General features: G+C 45.7%; 16 protein-coding genes and 2 tRNA genes. 5 read left to right on the plus strand and 13 right to left on the minus strand.

What is annotated here, in order from left to right; genetic code table 11:
• Positions 1-114: 114 nt before the first annotated feature.
• From RF007C_RS04515 to RF007C_RS04525, 3 genes are all read right to left on the minus strand, one after another.
• A complete protein-coding gene (locus RF007C_RS04515) occupies positions 115-1,269 on the minus strand; it encodes a leucine-rich repeat protein (protein ID WP_019678006.1) in 1,155 nt (384 codons plus the stop codon).
• 386 nt (positions 1,270-1,655) lie between these two features.
• Positions 1,656-1,747 (minus strand) — tRNA-Ser (locus RF007C_RS04520).
• A gap of 6 nt (positions 1,748-1,753) precedes the next feature.
• Positions 1,754-1,838, minus strand: a tRNA-Leu gene (locus tag RF007C_RS04525).
• Positions 1,839-2,073: 235 nt separating this feature from the next.
• On the opposite strand from RF007C_RS04525, the gene spo0A reads away from it, so the two are divergent.
• Complete coding sequence (gene spo0A, locus RF007C_RS04530; RefSeq protein ID WP_037297634.1) at positions 2,074-2,826, plus strand: sporulation transcription factor Spo0A; 753 nt, start codon at positions 2,074-2,076, stop codon at positions 2,824-2,826.
• A 162-nt stretch (positions 2,827-2,988) separates the two neighbouring features.
• Here spo0A and RF007C_RS04535 read toward each other — a convergent pair whose 3' ends face one another.
• The 5 genes from RF007C_RS04535 to RF007C_RS04555 form a co-directional block, all read right to left on the minus strand.
• The gene (locus RF007C_RS04535; protein WP_037297636.1) at positions 2,989-3,612 is read right to left on the minus strand and encodes a hypothetical protein; all 624 of its coding nucleotides are present in this window, start codon (positions 3,610-3,612) and stop codon (positions 2,989-2,991) included.
• Positions 3,563-4,822: an ABC transporter permease gene (locus tag RF007C_RS04540; protein WP_037297638.1), complete on the minus strand. Its 1,260-nt coding sequence runs from the start codon at positions 4,820-4,822 to the stop codon at positions 3,563-3,565. Before RF007C_RS04540 ends, RF007C_RS04535 begins: the two co-directional genes overlap by 50 nt.
• Positions 4,822-5,718 carry an ABC transporter ATP-binding protein gene (locus RF007C_RS04545; protein ID WP_037297936.1) on the minus strand — a complete coding sequence of 299 codons (897 nt, stop codon included), beginning with the start codon at positions 5,716-5,718 and terminating at the stop codon, positions 4,822-4,824. The genes RF007C_RS04540 and RF007C_RS04545 overlap by 1 nt, the downstream gene beginning before the upstream one ends.
• 76 nt (positions 5,719-5,794) lie before the next feature.
• Positions 5,795-6,940: a HAMP domain-containing sensor histidine kinase gene (locus RF007C_RS04550; protein ID WP_037297641.1), complete on the minus strand. Its 1,146-nt coding sequence runs from the start codon at positions 6,938-6,940 to the stop codon at positions 5,795-5,797.
• A complete protein-coding gene (locus RF007C_RS04555; protein WP_037297644.1) occupies positions 6,928-7,599 on the minus strand; it encodes a response regulator transcription factor in 672 nt (223 codons plus the stop codon). Before RF007C_RS04555 ends, RF007C_RS04550 begins: the two co-directional genes overlap by 13 nt.
• 166 nt (positions 7,600-7,765) lie before the next feature.
• On the opposite strand from RF007C_RS04555, the gene RF007C_RS04560 reads away from it, so the two are divergent.
• The 3 genes from RF007C_RS04560 (at position 7,766) to RF007C_RS04570 (ending at position 12,873) form a co-directional block, all read left to right on the plus strand.
• Positions 7,766-8,635, plus strand: coding sequence for a hypothetical protein (locus RF007C_RS04560; RefSeq protein WP_037297646.1), 870 nt, complete (start codon positions 7,766-7,768; stop codon positions 8,633-8,635).
• A gap of 91 nt (positions 8,636-8,726) precedes the next feature.
• Entirely contained in the window at positions 8,727-11,036 is a 2,310-nt protein-coding gene (locus tag RF007C_RS04565; protein ID WP_019678014.1) for an ABC transporter ATP-binding protein, read from the plus strand.
• Positions 11,029-12,873 carry an ABC transporter ATP-binding protein gene (locus tag RF007C_RS04570; RefSeq protein WP_037297648.1) on the plus strand — a complete coding sequence of 615 codons (1,845 nt, stop codon included), beginning with the start codon at positions 11,029-11,031 and terminating at the stop codon, positions 12,871-12,873. Before RF007C_RS04565 ends, RF007C_RS04570 begins: the two co-directional genes overlap by 8 nt.
• Positions 12,874-13,305: 432 nt before the next feature.
• Here the strand turns inward: RF007C_RS04570 and RF007C_RS04575 are convergent, their stop codons facing one another.
• From RF007C_RS04575 to RF007C_RS04595, 5 genes are read right to left on the minus strand one after another with little or no spacing between them, the layout of a single operon-like run.
• Entirely contained in the window at positions 13,306-14,280 is a 975-nt protein-coding gene (locus RF007C_RS04575; protein WP_082316692.1) for an ion transporter, read from the minus strand.
• Positions 14,273-15,694: a deoxyguanosinetriphosphate triphosphohydrolase gene (locus RF007C_RS04580; protein ID WP_037297650.1), complete on the minus strand. Its 1,422-nt coding sequence runs from the start codon at positions 15,692-15,694 to the stop codon at positions 14,273-14,275. Before RF007C_RS04580 ends, RF007C_RS04575 begins: the two co-directional genes overlap by 8 nt.
• 1 nt (position 15,695) lies before the next feature.
• Positions 15,696-16,397, minus strand: coding sequence for a DNA/RNA nuclease SfsA (gene sfsA / locus RF007C_RS04585; protein ID WP_037297653.1), 702 nt, complete (start codon positions 16,395-16,397; stop codon positions 15,696-15,698).
• Positions 16,369-18,012 carry a hypothetical protein gene (locus tag RF007C_RS04590; RefSeq protein ID WP_037297656.1) on the minus strand — a complete coding sequence of 548 codons (1,644 nt, stop codon included), beginning with the start codon at positions 18,010-18,012 and terminating at the stop codon, positions 16,369-16,371. Before RF007C_RS04590 ends, sfsA begins: the two co-directional genes overlap by 29 nt.
• Positions 18,009-18,767 carry a helix-turn-helix transcriptional regulator gene (locus tag RF007C_RS04595; RefSeq protein ID WP_037297658.1) on the minus strand — a complete coding sequence of 253 codons (759 nt, stop codon included), beginning with the start codon at positions 18,765-18,767 and terminating at the stop codon, positions 18,009-18,011. The genes RF007C_RS04590 and RF007C_RS04595 overlap by 4 nt, the downstream gene beginning before the upstream one ends.
• A gap of 166 nt (positions 18,768-18,933) precedes the next feature.
• Here RF007C_RS04595 and RF007C_RS04600 point away from each other — a divergent pair, with 166 nt between their 5' ends.
• Positions 18,934-20,298 (plus strand): MATE family efflux transporter, encoded by a 1,365-nt coding sequence (locus RF007C_RS04600; protein ID WP_037297659.1) that lies wholly within the window; start codon positions 18,934-18,936, stop codon positions 20,296-20,298.
• Positions 20,299-20,418: the final 120 nt, after the last annotated feature.

Raw genomic sequence — 20,418 nt, forward strand, 5'->3', positions numbered from 1 at the left:
TTCAAATATAAGAAGACAGCTCTAAAGTACAGGCGCATTTTTTAATCTCGAAAGATAGGTATAATCGGATAATGCAAAAACCACCCTATTAAAGGGTGGTTTTATATATAAGAATTATTTATCTATAATAGCTTTTCTCATAATAACAAGGTCAAATACATCAAGAACTTCATCCTTTGTATAATCAGCAGCCTTCCAGTTCTTTAGTTCTGCATTTTTATCACCAAGCAGCCACTTCTGAAACAGTAAAAGGTCGGCAACATTGAATTCACCGTCCATATTCAAATCGCCTGCAATTTCTTCATCAGGATCGGTGTGATTTTCATCAAATATCATTTTTGCATTTCTGAGAAATGGATCATCGCTCGGTTTATCAACCTTTTCCCAGGTTTCCTTACTGCCGTAGAATGTAATGGTCGCATTTGATGTAACATCTGAAAAAGCTCTTTCGTCAATACTGGTAAGTTTACCTGAAAGTTTAAGATCAGTCAGTTTGTTGCATCCGCAGAAAGCCATACTGTCAATAAGTGTTGCGCCGTTGAGTTCAACCGAGGTAAGATTTAAACAATAGAAGAATACGTTGTCACAAAGCTTTGTAACGCTTGAAGGAACAACAACGGATGTAATATCCATATTACGCTGAAATGCACCTGATGCGATATACTTTATGTCAGATGTAAGTTTTACATCGCCCTTGCACTTGTCTCCGTCCAGCAATGCACCGTTAACGATGACCAGAGGAGATTTTTCGCGCTGCGATGCTATCCACGGAGTTCCCTCAAATACTTTTGAATTCCACTCGATAATATGATCAGGGAATTCAACTGTTTCCAGAGATGTACAGTTTTCAAATGCGCGGATACCGACTTTTTCAACGCTGTCAGGAATAGTTACTGATTTAAGACCGGAACAATTGTTAAAAGCGTAGTGACCAATTTCTTTAACCGAATTCGGGATAGTTACGCTTTTTATGCTGCTAATCTGGAAAGCATAAATACCGATCACAGTAACGGGCAAACCTTCAATGCTCTCAGGTATCTCAACAGATGTTGCCGACATTTCACAGTTGCTTATCTCTACATGGTCAGAATATTTCCTGTAAGTCAGAGGGCCCGATTTTCCTTCTGTGTAGCTATCATTATCTGCTGCATAGGCTGCAAGCGGAGCAGATACAAAAACGCCTCTCTGAATTGACACAGAAATACCTGTTGTCAGTGTAGCAACAGCGAGAAGTGCTGTTGCTTTCAGTGCTTTTACCTTATTTTTCATTAATATCCCTCCTGTTATTATGATCAATATCATCTTAAGCTGAAAGAAAAACGGTTAAATATACCACTTATATCCTAACATATAAAAATGGAATTGTCAAGGAATGTGCATAAAAAAAACATAAAAATCTTAGATAGTGACTGCCGAATTCTTGGAAGACCTTAGTTACAGCAACATTCATTGAATCGCATATATATCACAAAATAAATCCGGCTCTCATACAGAGAGCCGATTAATAATATCAGAACAGCCTTAAAGTGAATTTCGTGCGATCTCGCGTGATTATATGAAGTTCCATTGTCATACACGCAGTTTTTACTGTATTTGCATAGATAACAGAAAAACCTGTATTTAGCGTTTTCTGCTAAATACAGGTTTTTTAATTCTGGCGGACAGAGAGGGATTCGAACCCTCGTAACGCTATTAACGTTAACACGAGTTCCAGTCGTGCGCCTTAGACCAGCTCAGCCATCTGTCCATACTTTGGTGCGAGTAATGGGACTTGAACCCATACGTCTCTCGACACACGCCCCTCAAACGTGCCTGTCTGCCTATTCCAGCACACTCGCAAAGTACTTTAATATTATACTACACCCCAAAATAAAAGTCAAGGGATTACAATAATTTTTATTTTATAACACAAAAAGAAATATTAATTACCTAAAGCAATTCAAAAACCAACTATCTGCAATAGCACCTAACAGTTTTTCTTTTTATTCGACAATTTGCGTTAAATATCCCCCTTGTTTTTTGAACGGAAAATGTGTAAAATAAGTAGCGTAGTAACAAGAAAGGAGTCCAGATATGGAAAATGAAAGAATCAAGGTATTGATTGGAGACGATTCAGCATCAAACGGAGTAAAAGCAGCAGTAACGCTGCGGGAATGCGGCTTCATTGCCTATACCCGCAGAAAAAACGGAAAAGCTATACTTGATTCAATTCTGAAAGACAGTCCCGATGTCGTATTGTTAGATCTGACACTTCCGGATACAGACGCAATATCACTGATTGAGCGCGCACGCGCATCGTCAGGAAACGTCCCTGCATTTATTGTAGTATCCGATATCAACAACAGCTTCATCGAACGACAGGTCATTGAAAATGGTGCTTCATATTTTCTTTCAAGACCTTATGAAGTCGGAGCAATTGCTTCGATAATCAAATCGGTATGCAAAAGATCCCCTGACCGAAGCTGCACGGACACAGAGATAATCGTGACCGATATAATAAGGAGGCTCGGTGTACCTGCACATATAAAGGGGTATCATTACCTGAGAACAGCCATCCTCAGCGCCATAGACAATCAGAAGCTGATGGACTGCGTTACAAAGCTTCTTTATCCGCGGGTAGCCCAGAAATACGACACAACCTCATCAAGAGTGGAAAGAGCGATACGCCACGCCATAGAAATCGCATGGGATCGCGGAAACGCCGAGATGATCAATGATTTCTTCGGGTACAACGTTGACAGCTACAGAGGCAGACCGACCAATTCCGAATTTATCGCACTGATAAGCGACAGAATACGTCTTCAGCTGAAAAGCGCTCATGCCTGACCGTATAATTATAGCATAGCCGCACAGCTGAGGCAATATTTATCAGAAAACATATGAACGGTGATTACAGGGGACAGAAATATAATAAAAAGCCATAGTATTTCCGCTATACGGAAGCACTATGGCTTTTATATTATGTTTACCCCAAAGTGTCGGATAATACTATTTTCTCATCAGTTTCCTTACTGCAAATCCACCTGCCACAAGTGCGGCAGCTATTATAACAAGGTATTTTTTCTCCTCGAATCTCCCGTGTGACATTGAGAAGAGGTATAACACACGGAGCTTATCCTTCATAGTGAAATTGCTCATATAGTATATGACCGACGTCATATAGCCGGCAATAACATTATCGCTGACCGCTGCCGCAAAGAAACCCGCACTTCCAAGTATAAGCGCACTTGCCAGCGAACCTGCAAAATGCTTCGCAGTCACATTGCAGCCGGCAGACTTCATGTAGATCACAAATCCGCCGATAAACAGGGACAGCATCAGCACCGAACACATTATCCTTATAAAGCACAGCAGATGATATGAAGTTTTCTTAGAACGCACCACATCCCTGATATTCTCATTCTGCTCTGGAAAAAATACAGGCGTCATCAGGACCGTTCCCATAAGCGGAAGTATGATCTCAAGAGGCTGTGCGGACAGAATACTATCCAGCTGTGATATTCCGAATAGCAACGGGGTCAGGAACAATATTCCGACCGCAGTGAGGTAATGTATCACATAATTATGCCTTACGTCTGAGAATACCATCTTTGCCAAACAGCCTGATACCATTGAATCTTCCTCCCCTCTTCATTTCAAATACAAACGCCGTTACAGCGACTGCCGCAAGAGAAGCGATAAAATAGAACGTTCTGTTGAATATGAAATCGTTCTTATGAAGCATGAACTGTGCGCGGTTATAAAGAGTATTATGTCTGCATACAAGGGTAAATTTCCTTATGTTTCCCGATAATACCGTACCGCCCCTCATAATGCTCATGAACCATACCGCGAACTGAACGACTATGGCAGTTCCGCCCGAGAACATCTCGGTCAGCAGCATACCGAGGGCAGCTGATACCATTAAATTAGGCAGCAGCCAGAAAACAGGGATACCTAACATTTTCTCCACAGCAACACTTTCACCGTTGTATATCACCAATAGCTGTATGACAGAAGCGATAATCTCTGTCAGTACAGGTATGAACATCATGGTAATAAGTGCGGCATAGCGTGTAAATACAAGCCTGAACGAGGAAATGCTCCTTGAAAAAATCAGCTGATCCATTCTGCTTCTCCTGTCTGCCGCAGCAATGGCTATTGCCACAAAAACAGGCATTATTCCAAGGACAATACCGAGATAGTCGCTGAATAACCTCGCATAGGCTCCTGCGATCCCATCCTTCTCAAAAAGCTCGTTGTATTCCTCAAGAGCGTCCTCATATGTCATTGGGATCATTGAGAAATTATACTCGGCACTCTCCGGAGCATAATCCGAACCGCCGCCGAGAATACTGTCAATATCGGAGATTATCTCCCTGAACCTGTCATATGATATATTGTCCGTATCAACGTCGATATGCTCAGCCTTATATTCCTTATATTCATGGACGCCGTCGGAAACATAGTATTCCTCGCAGTTATTTTTTATCTCTGCGAGCTTATCATGATCCAGCCCCGTGATCTCGGTTATATAGGCCTCGATCTTCTCCTGATCCTTGTCCTTGAGATGAACAGCCTTGTAAAAACCCAAGGGATAGCATATATACTTATTTGAATAGTAATCATTTATAAGACTGTTGACTGTTCCCTCGATAATAGTATCATGGTCTCCGGAGGGCTTGAAATCGTAATCACCTGCTGACCTTCCCGGTGAAGGCGGATACTCTCTTTCTGTACAGTCAGAAAAGTACTGTGTTAAAAACATAAGCGCAATGATTATACAGTATATCCAGAATACCAGAGACCCGGATATTTTTCTGCATTCCTTCGCAAACAGCATTATTCCTCACCTCCGCTTATATCGCAGCCGCTGCTGTGGAGACAGTACATATATGCTCCTTCCAGATCAGGCTCTGTCAGCACAACATTCGGCAGATCAGGCTCAGCGTCCGAAACTATGCGGACGGTGGTATAATCGCTCTGAGCTATCATTCCCGTGACTATGAATTCCCTCTTTATCTGAGGAAGGAATCTCTTCTCCACATTTGCGGTATAGATATGTCCCCTTGCATTTTCAAGAAGGCTGCTCACAGTTCCGCGCCAGAGTACTTTTCCCTCGTCCATGATAGCTATCTGCTCGCAGGTAGCTTCAATATCACCTACTATATGAGTTGAGAGTATGACTATCCTGTCCTCGGCTACCTCGCACAGCAGATTGCGGAAGCGTATCCTTTCCTCGGGATCAAGTCCCGCGGTAGGCTCGTCAACGATAAGCACCTTCGGATCGTGGATAAGCGCCTGAGCGATACCGAGTCTGCGCTTCATGCCGCCCGAGAGCTCCTTGACCTTTTTATGACGGTGATCGATAAGGTTTACGCGCCTGAGCAGAGCGGTCACTTTCTTTTTCCTTTCATTTGCAGGCACTCCCGAAAGAGCACCGAGATAATCCAGAGCTTCATCGGTCTTCATATTGGGATACATAGAGAATTCCTGCGGAAGATAGCCTGTAATGGCACGTATATCCTTTGCCTTTTCTATGGGCAGTCCGCAGACGGTTATCTCTCCGCTCTTTTTCTGATGAAGAGCCGCAAGAGTTTTCATAAGTGTGGTCTTTCCCGCGCCGTTCCTGCCGAGAAGACCGAACATTCCCTGTTCAATGGTGAGATCTATGTCAAATAAAGCCTGTTTTTTTCCGTAGAACTTATTGACGTTTTTTATCTCTATACAGTTGTTCATATTATCGCCTCCAAAAAGAAATGACATGATAGCTTTTCCTATCATGTCATTATTATAAGATCCGTTTTTCAACTTTTTATCTACTTTCTGTTTTTTTTATTGAAAAAACAGCAATTACCTCACCGCCGCCGTTTTCACCGTTGCTTATAGAGAGATCTCCGCCGCATTTCCTGCACAGCAGCCTGCATATATATAGTCCCAGACCGAAGTGTTCCTTCTCGTCCTCGTTATTATCACGGTAAAAGGGCTGCCATGCCTTCCGCAGAGCGTCATCGGAAAAGCCCCTTCCGTTATCCGCAACAGTTATTTTCAGTGTATCATCATCCGAGGACGCCGAACAGCATATCCTGTCCCCGGTATATCTCACAGCATTTGAGATAATATTCTCAAACACCTGCATTATCAGCTCGGAATCGGAGAAGAGCTCCTTCCCGCTGTCTCCTTCACAGTTAAAGGTATAAGGTATATCGCCGCAGACAAGCCTGCCTGTTTCACTGATCTGACCGCACAGATCCCCGAAGGAAAAGCTTTTCTCCTCCGGAATAATGTCCTCCAGCTTATGAATACTGCTCATCTTATCGGTATAGCTCTCAAGCCTTTTTATCTGACCGGACATCTTGCCGAGGATCTCTGTCTGCTTTTCAGCGGAAAGCTTCCCCTCAAACCTGTCCGCAAGCTCCGCATAGCCTTTAAGCACGGTTATCGGAGTTCTCAGGTCGTGAGAAAAAGCGGAATTGAGGCGTTTCCGTTCCTCCAGCGACTTCCAGAGCTCATAATTGCTGTCATACAGGTTTTTACGCATGGTCTCAAAGGAACCGCAAAGCTGCCCCAGCTCATTGCCTGAACGACACTCAACGGTAAAATCCAGATCATCGCCCAGTATCCTGTTTGAAGCACTTTTCAGTATCTCTATTGGCTCGCTGATCTCTCTGCGGTAGTATATCCTCACAGTCTCCCAGAGGCAGAACACCGCCCACAGCGCAATAACTGCGCTCCTTCCGAAGCTCATCAGCTTATAAATCCACAGATCGTCGCTGGCCTTGGTGTACACCACAAGATTCTCGGCAGCAGCGTACTCAGACTGCTTTATTTCCATATACCAGTCCATAAGGTACCCTGTCAGCAGATCAAGGAGGAGCACTCCTATACCACATATTATAAAGCATGGCACCAGATAGCGCAGGAGCGCCGGATACAGCTTTTTATTCTTTACTTTATCCATTTGTATCCCATTCCCCATACCGTACCTATATGGCTGTCCTCGCCGAATTTGCCGAGCTTTGCCCTGATGCGGCGGATATGCTCCGCAATGACCGAGCTGTCACCCTCGGCGTCGTAGCCCCATATCTTCTCATATATCCTTTCCTTGTCAAAGACCTGCCCCGCATTCAGCGACAGAAGCTCGATTATGCAGAACTCCTTGTTTGCAAACTCTATGATACTGTCATTGACGCTGACCGTCTTTTCAGTATAATCTATGACCAGATCGCCGAAAAATTTCACGTTTTTTGCAGCGGATACACGGTGATCCCTGCGTATATGAGCAGCAACACGTGCCCCGAGTTCATCGAGAGAAAAGGGCTTTATTATGTAATCGTCTCCGCCTGACGCGAAACCTCTCACCTTATCCTCGTCCTCTATCTTTGCAGTAAGAAAAAGTATGGGACAATTCACATGATCCCTTATCCTGCTGCAAACCTCAAATCCGTCATATTCAGGCATATTCACGTCAAGGAGTATTATATCCGGAGCATTGGCAGCTGCTTCAACAGCGCTCCTGCCGTCGTATGCGGTATAGGCCAAATAACCGTTCAGCTCAAAATAGTCCTTCAGAAGGCTCACAACGTCCTTTTCATCATCTGCGATAAGTATTTTATACATCGGCTCACTTCCCTTCCGCTTTATGATAAAAGAAAAAAATCAACTATTTATCAACTAATTAATTATACTATCAACGAAAGAGAATGTCAATCACATCAGCTCCTACTGTTGCTTTTTTATTATTTTTATGCTATAATTTTTCTATACTTATTATAGGAGAGATATCATGTCTGTACTGATCTCTGATAAATACAGGGAATGGGAGCAGCTCTGCGAGGAACGCTTCCGTAAACTGAAGGAAAATGAAGAAAAGCTTAACAGCTTCTATATAGGGCTTTATGATATAGGCGACGAGATAACCCCCGAGATAGACGACTCAGACGTCACTGTCAGGCGCGCAGATCTTCAGCGGGATATAAAAAGCCTTATCAGCTATGCTGTGGGATGTATCTTCGGAAGATACTCTCTCGACCGTGAGGGCCTCTGCTACGCAGGCGGCAAATGGGACGTTTCCGCATATTCAACGGTCATTCCCTGCAAGAACAATATTATGCCGCTCAACAGCCCTGATGACGGTCTTACCGCAGCAGTTGAGGATTTTATCTCCACTGTCTACGGCAGCGACACTCTTGAGGAAAACCTTGCTTTCATTGCAGGAGTCCTCGGAGGCAGCGGCACACCGAAAGAGGCTCTCCACAGCTATCTGCGCAGGAGCTTCTTCAAGGATCATTTCAAGGTATATCACAGCCGTCCCGTATACTGGCAGTTCAGCTCAGGTCCCAAAGGTGCCTTCAAGGCGCTGATGTATCTTCACAGATACGACAGCTCCCTTATAGGATGTCTGAACGACAGCTATGCCAGACCGCGCTATGAAGAACTTACGGAAGAGCACCGAAGGATGTCGGATGCATACCGTAAAGCCTCCGGAGCCGAAAAGGCCGCATACCGAAGAAATATCAGCCGTCTGAATACCCTTCTCCTTGAAATGGAGGGCTTTATCGCCCGTCTCAGAGAAATGGCAGAGCAGGATATAGCCCTTGATCTCGATGATGGAGTAAGGCTGAATTACGAAAAACTGAAAGACATTCTCGAATGACGGAATTCCCTTGATATTTCAAGGGATTTTTCTTGACTTTTATATACTGTTAATGTATAATATACGCTGATATCAAACCAAGGAGGATATAATGAAAAGAATCATTCTTAATCTTGCGCCGTACAAGTTTATCGTGCTCATTATACTTCTGCTGCTGGGAGTACAGGCATACTGTGACCTCTCACTGCCGCAGTACACATCGGATATGATAGACACGGGCATACAGAATCACGGCATCGAATATGCCCTGCCGGAAAAGCTCACGGCAGAGGATATGCTCTATTCTTCGCTTTATATGACAGAAGCCGAAAAGGAAGAATGGTCAGTCTGTTATTCACAGGAAAGCGGCTGCTATAAAAGGACTGCGGATAAGAAGGAGCTTGAAGAGCTCAGCGAAAGATTCCTTGTGCCGCTGACAATGTCCTATCAGTCGGGAAATATGAGCGAGGAAGCCTTCAGGGCTGCCTTAAAGAAATCCATGGGAGCTTCCGGCAGCGATACGGATATTGACAGCATCCCATTAAAGGATCTGGAAGCTATGCTGGGTGCCGATCTGAATATAAGGGAAGCAAAGAACGAAAAAGGCATTATGACCACATACGTGGATATGCGCCCTGTTATGCTCGGTCTTGTACAGAACGGCAGCCTTGACAGCGATAAGATCGCCGCCATGAGAAGCGATATGGATAAGACCATATCTGCCGTGGGAAGCCATACCATGCGTTCAATGGGAATTGCCTACGCCATCGCAGCAGACAAGGCAGCAGGTGTGGACGTTGACTCGCTTCAGAAGAGCTACCTCTGGAAACAGGGATTGAAAATGTTCCTGATGTCGCTGCTGATGCTGGCAGCTTCCATATGCGCAGGCTACTTTGCAGCCCGTACAGGCGCAGGCATTGGCCGTGACCTGAGAGAAAAAATCTTCCGCAAGGTCATCGGCTACTCAAATACGGAGATAGACAAGTTCTCAACTGCCTCTCTTATAACAAGAAGCACCAACGACGTACAGCAGATACAGCTCGTGACTGCCCTCCTTCTGAGGGTTCTGATGTACGCTCCGATACTCGGTATCGGAAGCGTTATAAAGGTACTGAACACAGGTGCGCACATGGGCTGGATAATCATAGCCGCTGTTGCTGTGATACTAATGCTGATACTCTTACTCATGGTGATAGCAATGCCCAAATTCAAGGCAATGCAGAAGCTTGTGGACGGCCTCAACCTCATATCCCGTGAGATACTCACGGGTCTCAGCGTTATCCGCGCTTTCGGAAGAGAAAAGGAGGAGGAAAAACGCTTTGACGAAGCCAATACCTCTCTTATGCGCACCCAGCTCTTCACAAACAGAGTAATGACATTCATGCTCCCATGTATGATGCTCATAATGTACGGAGTTACCCTTACTATCGTATGGGTATCCGCTCACAGGATAGACACAGGCGAATTACAGGTAGGTGCCATGACCGCTTTCATAACCTACGCGATACAGATAGTAATGTCCTTCCTTATGCTTACGGTCATGTCGGTAATGCTCCCCCGTGCAGGAGTCGCAGCAGACCGTATAGAAGAAGTGCTTAAAACCGATACATCAGTGACCGAGCCCGAGGCTCCAGAAAAGATAACCGCCTCAACAGGCACTGTATGCTTTGAGAATGTAAGCTTCAAATACCCAAATGCAGACGATTATGCCATTGAAAACATCAGCTTCACCGCTGAAGCAGGCATGACCACCGCTGTCATAGGAAGCACAGGCTGCGGAAAATCCACACTTATCAATCTTATACCGAGATTTTACGACGTTACAGAGGGAAAGATCACCGTTGACGGTGTTGACGTCCGCAGTCTGAGCAAATCAGACCTCAGAAGCAGGATAGGTCTTGTACCTCAGAAGGGAGTGCTCTTCTCGGGCACCATAGCTTCAAACCTTAGATTCGGAAAGCCCGGTGCCACAGATGAGGAGCTCCGCAAGGCTGCGGAAATAGCTCAGGCTATGGAATTCATTGCTGCTGACGAAAATGGCTTTGAAAGGAGCATATCCCAGGGCGGAAGCAACGTTTCCGGCGGTCAGAAGCAGCGTCTGGCCATTGCAAGAGCCATTGCAAAGCAGCCCGAGATCTATATATTCGACGACAGCTTCTCAGCTCTGGACATGAAGACCGATGCTGCACTGAGAAAAGCCCTTGAGGCATATGTGAAAAATGCCGCTGTGATTATAGTTGCACAGCGTATAAGCACTATAATGAACGCGGAACAGATACTCGTTCTCGATGACGGTAAGATCGTCGGCAGAGGCACTCACAGAGAGCTCATGAAGAACTGCGAGACCTATAAACAGATCGCAGGCTCACAGCTTTCGGAGGAAGAGATAAGAAAGAGCCTGGGAGGTGACGGAAATGAGTGAAAACAGAAGCAGCGGTATGCCCGGACGCAGAGGACATATGGGCGGCGGAAGATTTGCCCCCGGTGAAAAGCCAAAGAACTTCAAGAGCTCCATAAAAAAGCTGGTAAAATACCTCGGTGCCTACAAGATTGCAATATTCATCGTTATGATTCTTGCTGCGGCAGCGACTTTGTTTTCGGTAGCAGGTCCGAAGATTATGGCAAAGGCCACAAATGCCCTTTTTGACGGCCTTATGAGCAAGATAGCAGGAACAGGCGGCATTGATTTCAGCTATATCGGGAAAATACTCCTTTTCACTCTCGGACTTTATATATTCAGCTCCGCCGTAAGCTTTGCACAGGGCTGGATAATGACAGGAATCTCGCAGAAAATCTCCTACCGTCTGAGAAAGGATATATCCGAAAAGATCGGCCGTATGCCTATGTCCTACTTTGAAAGCAGAACATACGGCGAAGTCCTCTCACGCATAACCAATGACGTGGATACACTGGGAACTACCCTTAACCAGAGCATAACCCAGATAATCACATCCGTGGCAACTCTGGTGGGAACGCTTATTATGATGCTTTCCATCTCTCCGCTTATGACGCTGATCTCACTGATCATTCTCCCCATATCCGCATTCCTGCTCTCGGCTGTAATAAAGAAGTCACAGAAGTACTTCCGCACTCAGCAGGAGTATCTCGGCCATATAAACGGAATTGTCGAGGAAACATACAGCGGTCACACTGTTGTTCAGGCTTACAACAAGGAACAGGAAACTGTCGATGAGTTCTGCTCAGTCAATAATGTACTCTACAGCTCAGCTTGGAAGGCACAGTTCCTCTCGGGAATGATGATGCCCGTAATGCAGTTTGTCGGCAACATGGGCTATGCAGGAGTCGCTATCTCAGGCGGACTGCTGGCTATAAAGGGCGTTATCGGCATCGGTGATATACAGGCATTCATACAATATGTAAAACAGTTCACACAGCCTATACAGCAGATCGCTCAGGTCATAAACCAGGTACAGTCAATGGCAGCTGCCGCAGAAAGAGTTTTTGAATTCCTTGACGAGGAAGAGGAGGAGCAGTCACCTGCCGATGCTGTTATCCCGGAAAATGTCACAGGTGCAGTCCGCTTCGACCATATTTCCTTTGGTTATGATCCCGAAAAGATCATCATCGGTGATTTCAGCGCCGACGTAAAGGCAGGTCAGAAAATTGCTATCGTAGGGCCTACGGGTGCAGGCAAAACAACTATAGTCAAACTGCTGATGAGGTTCTATGATGTCAACAGCGGAACTATCAGCCTTGACGGCACGGATATCAGAAAGATACCCAGAGGCAGGCTCCGTGAGAATTTCGGTATGGTATTGCAGGACACATGGCTCTTCAACGGAACTATCATGGAAAATATCCGCTACGGTAGGCTTGATGCTACCGATGAGGAGGTCATAGCTGCCGCCAAAGCAGCCCATGCCCATCATTTTATAAAGTCACTGCCAAACGGCTACAATATGGTGCTAAACGAGGACGCAAGCAATGTATCCCAGGGACAGAAGCAGCTCCTTACAATTGCAAGAGCCATACTCTCGGATTCAAAGGTCATGATCCTCGATGAAGCTACCTCCTCTGTGGATACAAGAACCGAGCTCCTCATACAGAGCGCTATGGACAGACTTATGAGCGGAAGGACCAGCTTCATTATCGCGCACAGGCTGTCAACTATAAAGAATGCGGATATCATCCTTGTTATGAAGGACGGAGATATTATCGAGCAGGGCAGCCACGATGACCTCATTGACAAAAACGGCTTCTACGCTCAGCTTTATAATTCACAGTTTGAAAGTGCATAAGCTTCATGTCTTTCTGTAAGTGATACAAAAAGCGGCAAATTTCAACTGAAAACCATTGAATTTCAAAAAATAATATTTCACTTTCTGCGTTATGCACAAAGACAACTTCATCGTTTTGTGCAATACATCAGAATATAAATAGCCCGAAGTCAGTTGAAATACTGCTCCGGGCTCTGTTTTTTATATGAAATATAGCAAAAAAGGACTAAAGCTGTACTCTCCCATGAATACAGCTTCTCTGATCTGTCCTTTACAAAGAAATTGCCGCAGTGCGGTTATTGTGCAGATACCACACCCCGGTCATCGCTCAAATAATCAACCCAATTATTCTCGCATATATATTATAACATTTATATCTATTCTTGTCAATAGAAGCCCTGCTGTTTGTATGTTTTCAACAAATAGCAGGGCTCTTTTCTGTATATCGGGAACTCAGCTCTTTACAAGCTTTTCTGTCCTGATTATGAGTATATCATTGGTCTTTATAGTCACATCTTCTATGGGGACTATGGTCAGGCCGTTTCTGAGTATGACAAGTATCTGTATGCAGTACTTCTCGGACACCTCGCGCACGGTCTTTGACCTGAAGTCACTGTTCTTGTCCACAAGCACCTCGCCCACCTCGTTTATGTCGCTTATGCGCATATCCGAATGCTGATTCTTTGTGTACTGTTCAACAAATCCTGCACTGATGATACCTGTCGGTATGGCAACGACTCCCACACCGAGAAAGGCTATACATATCGCCATGAGCTTTCCGATGACCGTTATGGGGTATATATCACCGTAGCCTACGGTGAGCAGAGTGGAAACGCTCCACCATATTCCCGAAAAAGCATTTCTGAAGGCCTCGGGCTGTGCGTCGTGCTCTGCACTGTATATGCCCAATGAGGACGCAAGCATGAGCACTATTATTATGAAGACCGAGGATATTATCTGATTGCACTTCTCCACAAGTACCGTGGTGATTATGTGGAAGGAGTCATAATGGGCATTGACACGGAACAAATGAAGTATCCTGACCACCCTGAGCATCCTGAATACGATAAAGCCTGACAAAAAGAAGAAAGGGAGTATAGTCAGAAGATCAACGATCCCGTCAAAGGATAACAGGAACCGCCCTCTTGCCGCCAGCGGCTTTTTATCGGGATAGAGCAGATCCGCCGTCCATATGCGGAGTATATACTCCACACAGAATACGATAACAGTCATTCCCTCTATTATCCTGAATACTCCTTTAAGGCTGCTGAGCTCATCAAAGGTATCAAGAAAAACCGTGAGTATATTCAGTATTATGACCGTTACGATGAACCAGTCAAAGCTCCTGCTTATAAGATCATCCTTGTTGCCTATCTGGATAATGTCAAATATGCGTCGTCTGGATGATTTTTTCTTTATATCACTCAATTCCACTCAGCTCCCTGTATAGTTTCTGTGCATATCCGTCGGTCATGCCGCATACATAATCCGTTACAAGCATGAGCCTCAGATAAAGCTTCTCTTCCTCGCTCTTTCCCTCTGCTGCAAACTTGTATGCACGTATATAGTTCTCGGAAACAAGTCTCATTATGCGCTGTTCAATGGCAGATCCGCTGTACTCGGTATCGTATACCAGAGCTGCACGGGTAAGCTTATTCAGCAGGAATTCGTATATCTCTCCTGCCGCTATTTCGAGCTTGTATATCTCCTTTGACCTGAATACATAATTGTATGCTATCTCTCCCAGCACTCCTGCAAGAACATTGCCGCGGGAGACCGCAAGCAGCTCCCTGGGGAAAGTGCCGGCCATTATGGCATCGTAATTGTCTGTAAATCCGAAAGCCGCACATCTGAGCAGAACCCCCTGAACATATATTATCCAGCGCTGTACTGCGTTCTGCTCGGGTGAAGAAATGCCTTTTTCCAGTGCATTGGCGTAATACTCCTCAAGCTTTGCGGCTGCCTTGCTGTACTCTTCAAGCTCGCCCTTATCCGCACACTTGTCCGTATTTTTCTTCAGCTCTGCAAGCAGCTGCGGAAGAGTGATAAAGCCCTTCTTTACAGCGTCCTCAATATCGGCGGTCTTATAGGCTATATCATCAGCGGCTTCAAGTATGAAGGCAAGAGGATGACGGCAGTCAACGGCTCCTGTATTCTCCGTGATGTCTTTGTATATCTCCGTGTCGGCATAATAATACCCCATTTTCTTGTCCTTGATGTTGCCGCTGTGCTTGTTTATTCCTGTGGAGGGCACGGGATACTTTATGATTGTATTTAAAAGGGTATATGTAAGATTCATGCCGTTCTCGTCCACAAGGAAGTGAAGCTTTGTGAGCAGCCTCAGCGCCTGTGCGTTGCCCTCAAAGTTATAGAGATCATTCAGCATCTGATCGGACAGCATATCTTCAATCCTCTTTCCGCCCAGTTCCAGCTGTGGAATGTTTCGTCTGAACCAGTCGCGTATATAATCCTCGCCGAAATGTCCGAAGGGGGGATTTCCTATATCGTGCACCAGCCCCGCACATTCGAGTACACTGCATATCTTCTCAATATCCTGCCATGAAAGCTCTTCGTCCTTTTTATATCTGACCAGACTGCGGAATATCATCTGTCCCAGGGATTTGGCAAATGATGAGACCTCAAGTGAATGGGTAAGGCGTGTCCTTACGAAATCGCCCCTGTCAAGCGGAAAGACCTGTGTCTTGTCCTGAAGGCGGCGGAATGAGGCACTGCCGATTATTCTGTGATAATCCCTCTGGAACTCATTTCTCGGATCCGTACTTACCGAAGTAGTGGAAAAACCTCTTCTTCTCTTTTCACATAATAATGTTTTCCAGTTCATATCAATACTCCGTTCTGATCTTTATAGGTTTATCTATGGTCATACTGTCAGGCGTTACGTTGCAGTCATAAGCAAGAAGCTTTACTCCCGCCCTCTCCGCCTCTCTCAGTGCGTCACCGAAGGCACGGTGCGTAATATCATTTGGACGGAACTCTGTTATCTCCTTCATCTGTATCACAAAGAGAAGATAAGCTCCGAAGCCCTGACTGTGTGCCCTTATGAGCTCGCGGATATGCTTGACTCCGCGTTCTGTGGGGGCATCAGGAAATGAAGCTATACCATTGTTTTCAAGGGTAACGCCCTTTACCTCGAGATAGGAGATGCTGCCATTATCCTCAATGCGGAAATCAAACCGCGAATCTCCGAATACGCTCTCACGGCGTATATCGGCCTGCCTGCCGAACAGCTCTCCCCTGCGCAGCCACTCCTCTGCCGCATGATTCGGTATCTGCGAATCCATATTTATAAGAAGCGGAGAAGCTCCCTGACGATGCTTCTCAGCAGCCACAAGATCATATCTCGTTTTGCGCATGGGCTTATCAGAGCCTTCAAGATAGACCGTACAGCCCTCTGTAAGTATCTCCCTGCAGCGTCCCGTATTCTTCACATGGACAGTTTCCACAGCACCGTCAAGAAGAACCCGGGCTATGAACCTGTTGGGTCTGCTGATAAACTCAGCCTTCCTTATATGATGATACTTCATATTCTTTTCCGAATAACTCCTTGTATTTTTCGCGGGTACACATTATATAAAGATTTTTTTCGTCAAGTTTGTCCTTGAAGGGACGATAGGCTGTACCCGAAAAGGCTTCCGCAATATAGCTGCCCTCAAATCCCAGCTTCTCTCTGAGTACGGCTGTCTGAACGGGAGCTGTGCACACAAAGAGATCAGGCGGACCGAAGCTGCGGAAATACTCGATATCCTTCTCCATTTCCTCATCATCGGCAAGGATATGCGTTACATATGCGACATTGCCTTCCATATTGTAGTATATATTGCTGCCGAAATAGGCGTTCAGAGTAACAGGTACATCGGGATAGATGTTTGTGTCATCACTTGCCCATACTATCATTACCTTCATATTCTCCGCGTTATGCTCCCCGAGCCATGCGGCTGCGGCAGGAGCATTGTCGTAGGGCTTCATTATGTCGCTGGCATAGCTGTAAACGTCCCAGTAAACATTCATGAGCACGCATATCCCCACAGGACCGTACACGCAGAGCTTTGCAAGCTTGTCTGATATTCCCGCTTTCTTTATGACCGATATGAACTCCTCTGCCTTCACAGGACTCTTTTCAGTGGCTGTCCACATGACGAATATCACGTACATCAGGAACATTCCGTAATGATGGGGATATGCGTATATGCTCATTACGACAGAAACACAGAGATAGGGTATTATCATCTCGGCAAGCATTTTACGCTTCCTGCACACTATGAATATGACGCTCCATATTATCAGTGAAACCGCGCCTGCTCCGATAAGCTCTACCACAGAGTTGAGCTCGTTCTGTATGCTCGTAGCGTCGGAGGAAAAAGAGGTAACGAATACCTCTGAGGGTATAAAGAATATACATAAAAGCAGTACTACGGGATAGCTGTAAGTCTTTTCAAGGTGCATTGCCATGGTGTCATGCTTCGGCGCTATATCCGCCAATATCACCGCAGCCGCTGCAAGGAGAACGATATATCCAGCAGAAAGCTTCCTGTTGGCAAATATGTCGGAAATACCCTTCTTTATGTTCTTACGTGCAGCGATACCGCCGATTATGTCCGCAGCTGCTATTCCGCCTGCAAAGGCTATTCCGTAAGAATGGCAAAGACACAGAAAGATAAGCGCAAGTATATAAGGAAGGGGCTTCTCTTTCCTTTTATTATATGCCGCCGCACAGAGCAGACAGGCAAACATCAGCATAGCGTACGGTCTTGAAAGTACGCAGTAATGATAGACAATGAAAAAGCTCAGTGGCAGCAGCGCCTTTGTTATGCGGCTGAAGGGTGACTTCAGCTCAAGCATTATTATCATTGCCTCAAAAAATATGAACTGTACCGCCTTTATCGTCAGTTCATAGGGAGCTCCGAATACCGAAGCAAACTTTATGAGCATATGCCAGAGCGGCGGATGTCCCTCATAGTGGGGAATAAGGAATACAACGTCATGCCATGAGGCGTCACGTCCCACAAGGTAAGGCTGAGCCTCCTCATACCACGGTTCATGGAATACTGCTCCTATTATTGCTGTCAGTGTGAGTATCACCGTGACTGCAAGTCCGAATACAAATTCATTTTTCTTTTCAGATGTTTTTTTATTACTCATTTCGCTCTGTTCCCTTCAATTACATCCATATAATGCAGCTCTCTGTATTTTTTCGGCGTTATGCCGTTGATCTTTCTGAATACGCTAATAAATGCGCTCTGTGAAGAAAATCCCAGTGCAAAAGCTATGTCAAGGCATGAAAAATCAGAGCTTCTGAGCAGGTTTTCAGCCGTTGACACCTTTGCACGCGTGATAAAGGTCTTTATGCTCATTCCCTTTTCCTTTGAAAAAAGCTTGGATAGATATGAGGGATTGAGCCCCACCTGTTCAGCAAGAACGTTCAGTGTGAGCTCTTCATGCAGATGTTCGTAAATATAGTCTATACAGCGTCTCACATGGAGGGAGGTAACGTCTTCCTTTTTGAGAGTTCTCATGCGCTCGGCAAAGTCCAGCTGCATCTCCTCAAAGAGGTCTATTATCTTTTCCACGTCATTGAGCCTGTCTCCGCGCTGTATGTAAATATCGCTGAGGGTGTAGGCAGTGTCGTGTCCCATGCCGCCCTCTATGCAGAATCTTGCCACAAGACCTACCGCCGTCACAAAATGGTACATTATATTGCGGACAGGATCCGGAGAAAGCGTTCCCTTTCCCTCAAAAAAATTCTTCCTTATCCTGCGGAAATTGCTCTTTACTGCCTCGGTATACCCTGACTGTATGGTTCTGTATACTCTTAGTTCACGGTCATAGGGACTCCTTGTAAAGCCGTCGGTACGCTGTATATATAACCTGTAATTAAGGTCTCTGTCTGTTTTCATATATGCACCTCCCCTGTGCTTCTGACCGGAAATTGTTGTATTTCTATTATATCCTATTTTTGACAGAAAAGCAATATTTCTGATATAATTTGCCCTGCGATTTAAATATAATAATCACAATGAAAGAAACAGAAATGAAAGATACGCTTCACAAGGAGGCATCACTATGGCAAAGGCCAACGATCTTACGCAGGGAAAGGTTTCAAGCCTTATTCTGAAATTCTATTTTCCCATGCTGCTCACCAATATGCTCCAGCAGATGTACAGTATCGCCGATACCGCCATCGTAGGCAAGGGACTTGGCGATAACGCCCTTGCAGCTGTTGGAAATATGTCGTCACTGACTTTTCTTATATTCGGTTTTTCCATGGGACTTGCCAACGGCTTCTCGGTCATAACCGCACAGAGCTTCGGCGCCAGGGACTACTCAAAGCTCAGACGTGCTGTGGCTTCTTCGGCTACTCTGTGTTTCATAATAGCTCTGCTGCTCACTGCGCTGAGCACGGCGCTGCTGAAGCCAACTCTTCATCTGCTGCGTACAGATGAGGCCATAATGCACGAGGGACTTGTATACGGCTACTTTGTTTTCGGCGGCCTTACCGCGACCATTGCCTATAACCTCTGCTCATGCATACTCAGAGCTCTCGGTGACAGCAAAACTCCCTTCATCGCCATTATCATATCAACAGCTGTGAATATATGCCTGGATCTGTTCTGTATTTTCGTTCTGAAAACAGGTGTGGAGGGAGCTGCCATAGCTACCATATTCTCTCAGATAGTCTCAGCCTTCATATGCCTGCTAAGGATACGCAGGATAGACGTACTGAATATCACAAGGGAGGATTTCCGTCCTGATGCAGCTCTTTACGGCGAACTGTTCAAAAACGGTCTTCCTATGGCTCTCATGAATTCCATAACCGCTGTGGGCTGTATGGTAATACAGTATTTCGTAAACGGCCTCGGCGTTGCATATACTACCGCTTACTCCGCTTGCAGCAAGTTCCTCAATCTCTTTATGCAGCCTGCCTGCACTGCCGGATTTGCAATGTCCGCATTCACCAGCCAGAACTACGGTGCAAAGAGATTTGACCGTATCCGCGAAGGACTCCGCGTGTGCCTTGTCATTGCAACTATCGCATATGTGGTTCTCGGCTCCGTCATGGTATTCTTCCCCGGAGCTCTTGCAAGGATAATGGTCAGCGGCGCAGAGCCTGTGGCTATTGCCGGTACCTATCTTCCCGTCTGCGGCATTTTCCTTTTCGGAGTAGACTACCTCTTCGTATTCCGCAACGGCTGTCAGGGGTTCGGCAAGCCCCTTATCCCCATGATCTCGGGAATTACCGAAATGGCTCTCAGGATCGGTGTAATCGCGCTCCTCATTGGCACTGTGGGATTCAGGGCAACTGCTTTCGCAGAGGCTTCCGCATGGATAGGAGCTCTCATACTCAATATGTCGGCATTTGAATACACTCTCAGGAAAAACCTCGGTAAACCCGTGATCCATCACAGGAGAGTAAAAAACGCTGCCTGATCCCCGACTGCTTCTCAGTCGAAATATACACCCAATTCCATTTCTCACTCAGCTGTCTGCTTCACCGCAGACAGCACTTTTTTTGAAAAAAACAGTCCTCCGTTTTCACGAAGGACTGTA

It is taken from the genome of Ruminococcus flavefaciens 007c, from assembly GCF_000571935.1.
Lineage (GTDB): Bacteria > Bacillota > Clostridia > Oscillospirales > Ruminococcaceae > Ruminococcus > Ruminococcus flavefaciens_F.

Excerpts from the sequence above, each read along its gene's own strand:
- RF007C_RS04515 (WP_019678006.1), bottom strand. The coding sequence starts at position 1,269 with ATGAAAAATAAGGTAAAAGCACTGAAAGCAACAGCACTTCTCGCTGTT.
- spo0A (WP_037297634.1), top strand. The coding sequence starts at position 2,074 with ATGGAAAATGAAAGAATCAAGGTATTGATTGGAGACGATTCAGCATCA.
- RF007C_RS04535 (WP_037297636.1), bottom strand. The coding sequence starts at position 3,612 with ATGGTATCAGGCTGTTTGGCAAAGATGGTATTCTCAGACGTAAGGCAT.
- RF007C_RS04540 (WP_037297638.1), bottom strand. The coding sequence starts at position 4,822 with ATGCTGTTTGCGAAGGAATGCAGAAAAATATCCGGGTCTCTGGTATTC.
- RF007C_RS04545 (WP_037297936.1), bottom strand. The coding sequence starts at position 5,718 with ATGAACAACTGTATAGAGATAAAAAACGTCAATAAGTTCTACGGAAAA.
- RF007C_RS04550 (WP_037297641.1), bottom strand. The coding sequence starts at position 6,940 with ATGGATAAAGTAAAGAATAAAAAGCTGTATCCGGCGCTCCTGCGCTAT.
- RF007C_RS04555 (WP_037297644.1), bottom strand. The coding sequence starts at position 7,599 with ATGTATAAAATACTTATCGCAGATGATGAAAAGGACGTTGTGAGCCTT.
- RF007C_RS04560 (WP_037297646.1), top strand. The coding sequence starts at position 7,766 with ATGTCTGTACTGATCTCTGATAAATACAGGGAATGGGAGCAGCTCTGC.
- RF007C_RS04565 (WP_019678014.1), top strand. The coding sequence starts at position 8,727 with ATGAAAAGAATCATTCTTAATCTTGCGCCGTACAAGTTTATCGTGCTC.
- RF007C_RS04570 (WP_037297648.1), top strand. The coding sequence starts at position 11,029 with ATGAGTGAAAACAGAAGCAGCGGTATGCCCGGACGCAGAGGACATATG.
- RF007C_RS04580 (WP_037297650.1), bottom strand. The coding sequence starts at position 15,694 with ATGAACTGGAAAACATTATTATGTGAAAAGAGAAGAAGAGGTTTTTCC.
- sfsA (WP_037297653.1), bottom strand. The coding sequence starts at position 16,397 with ATGAAGTATCATCATATAAGGAAGGCTGAGTTTATCAGCAGACCCAAC.
- RF007C_RS04590 (WP_037297656.1), bottom strand. The coding sequence starts at position 18,012 with ATGAGTAATAAAAAAACATCTGAAAAGAAAAATGAATTTGTATTCGGA.
- RF007C_RS04595 (WP_037297658.1), bottom strand. The coding sequence starts at position 18,767 with ATGAAAACAGACAGAGACCTTAATTACAGGTTATATATACAGCGTACC.
- RF007C_RS04600 (WP_037297659.1), top strand. The coding sequence starts at position 18,934 with ATGGCAAAGGCCAACGATCTTACGCAGGGAAAGGTTTCAAGCCTTATT.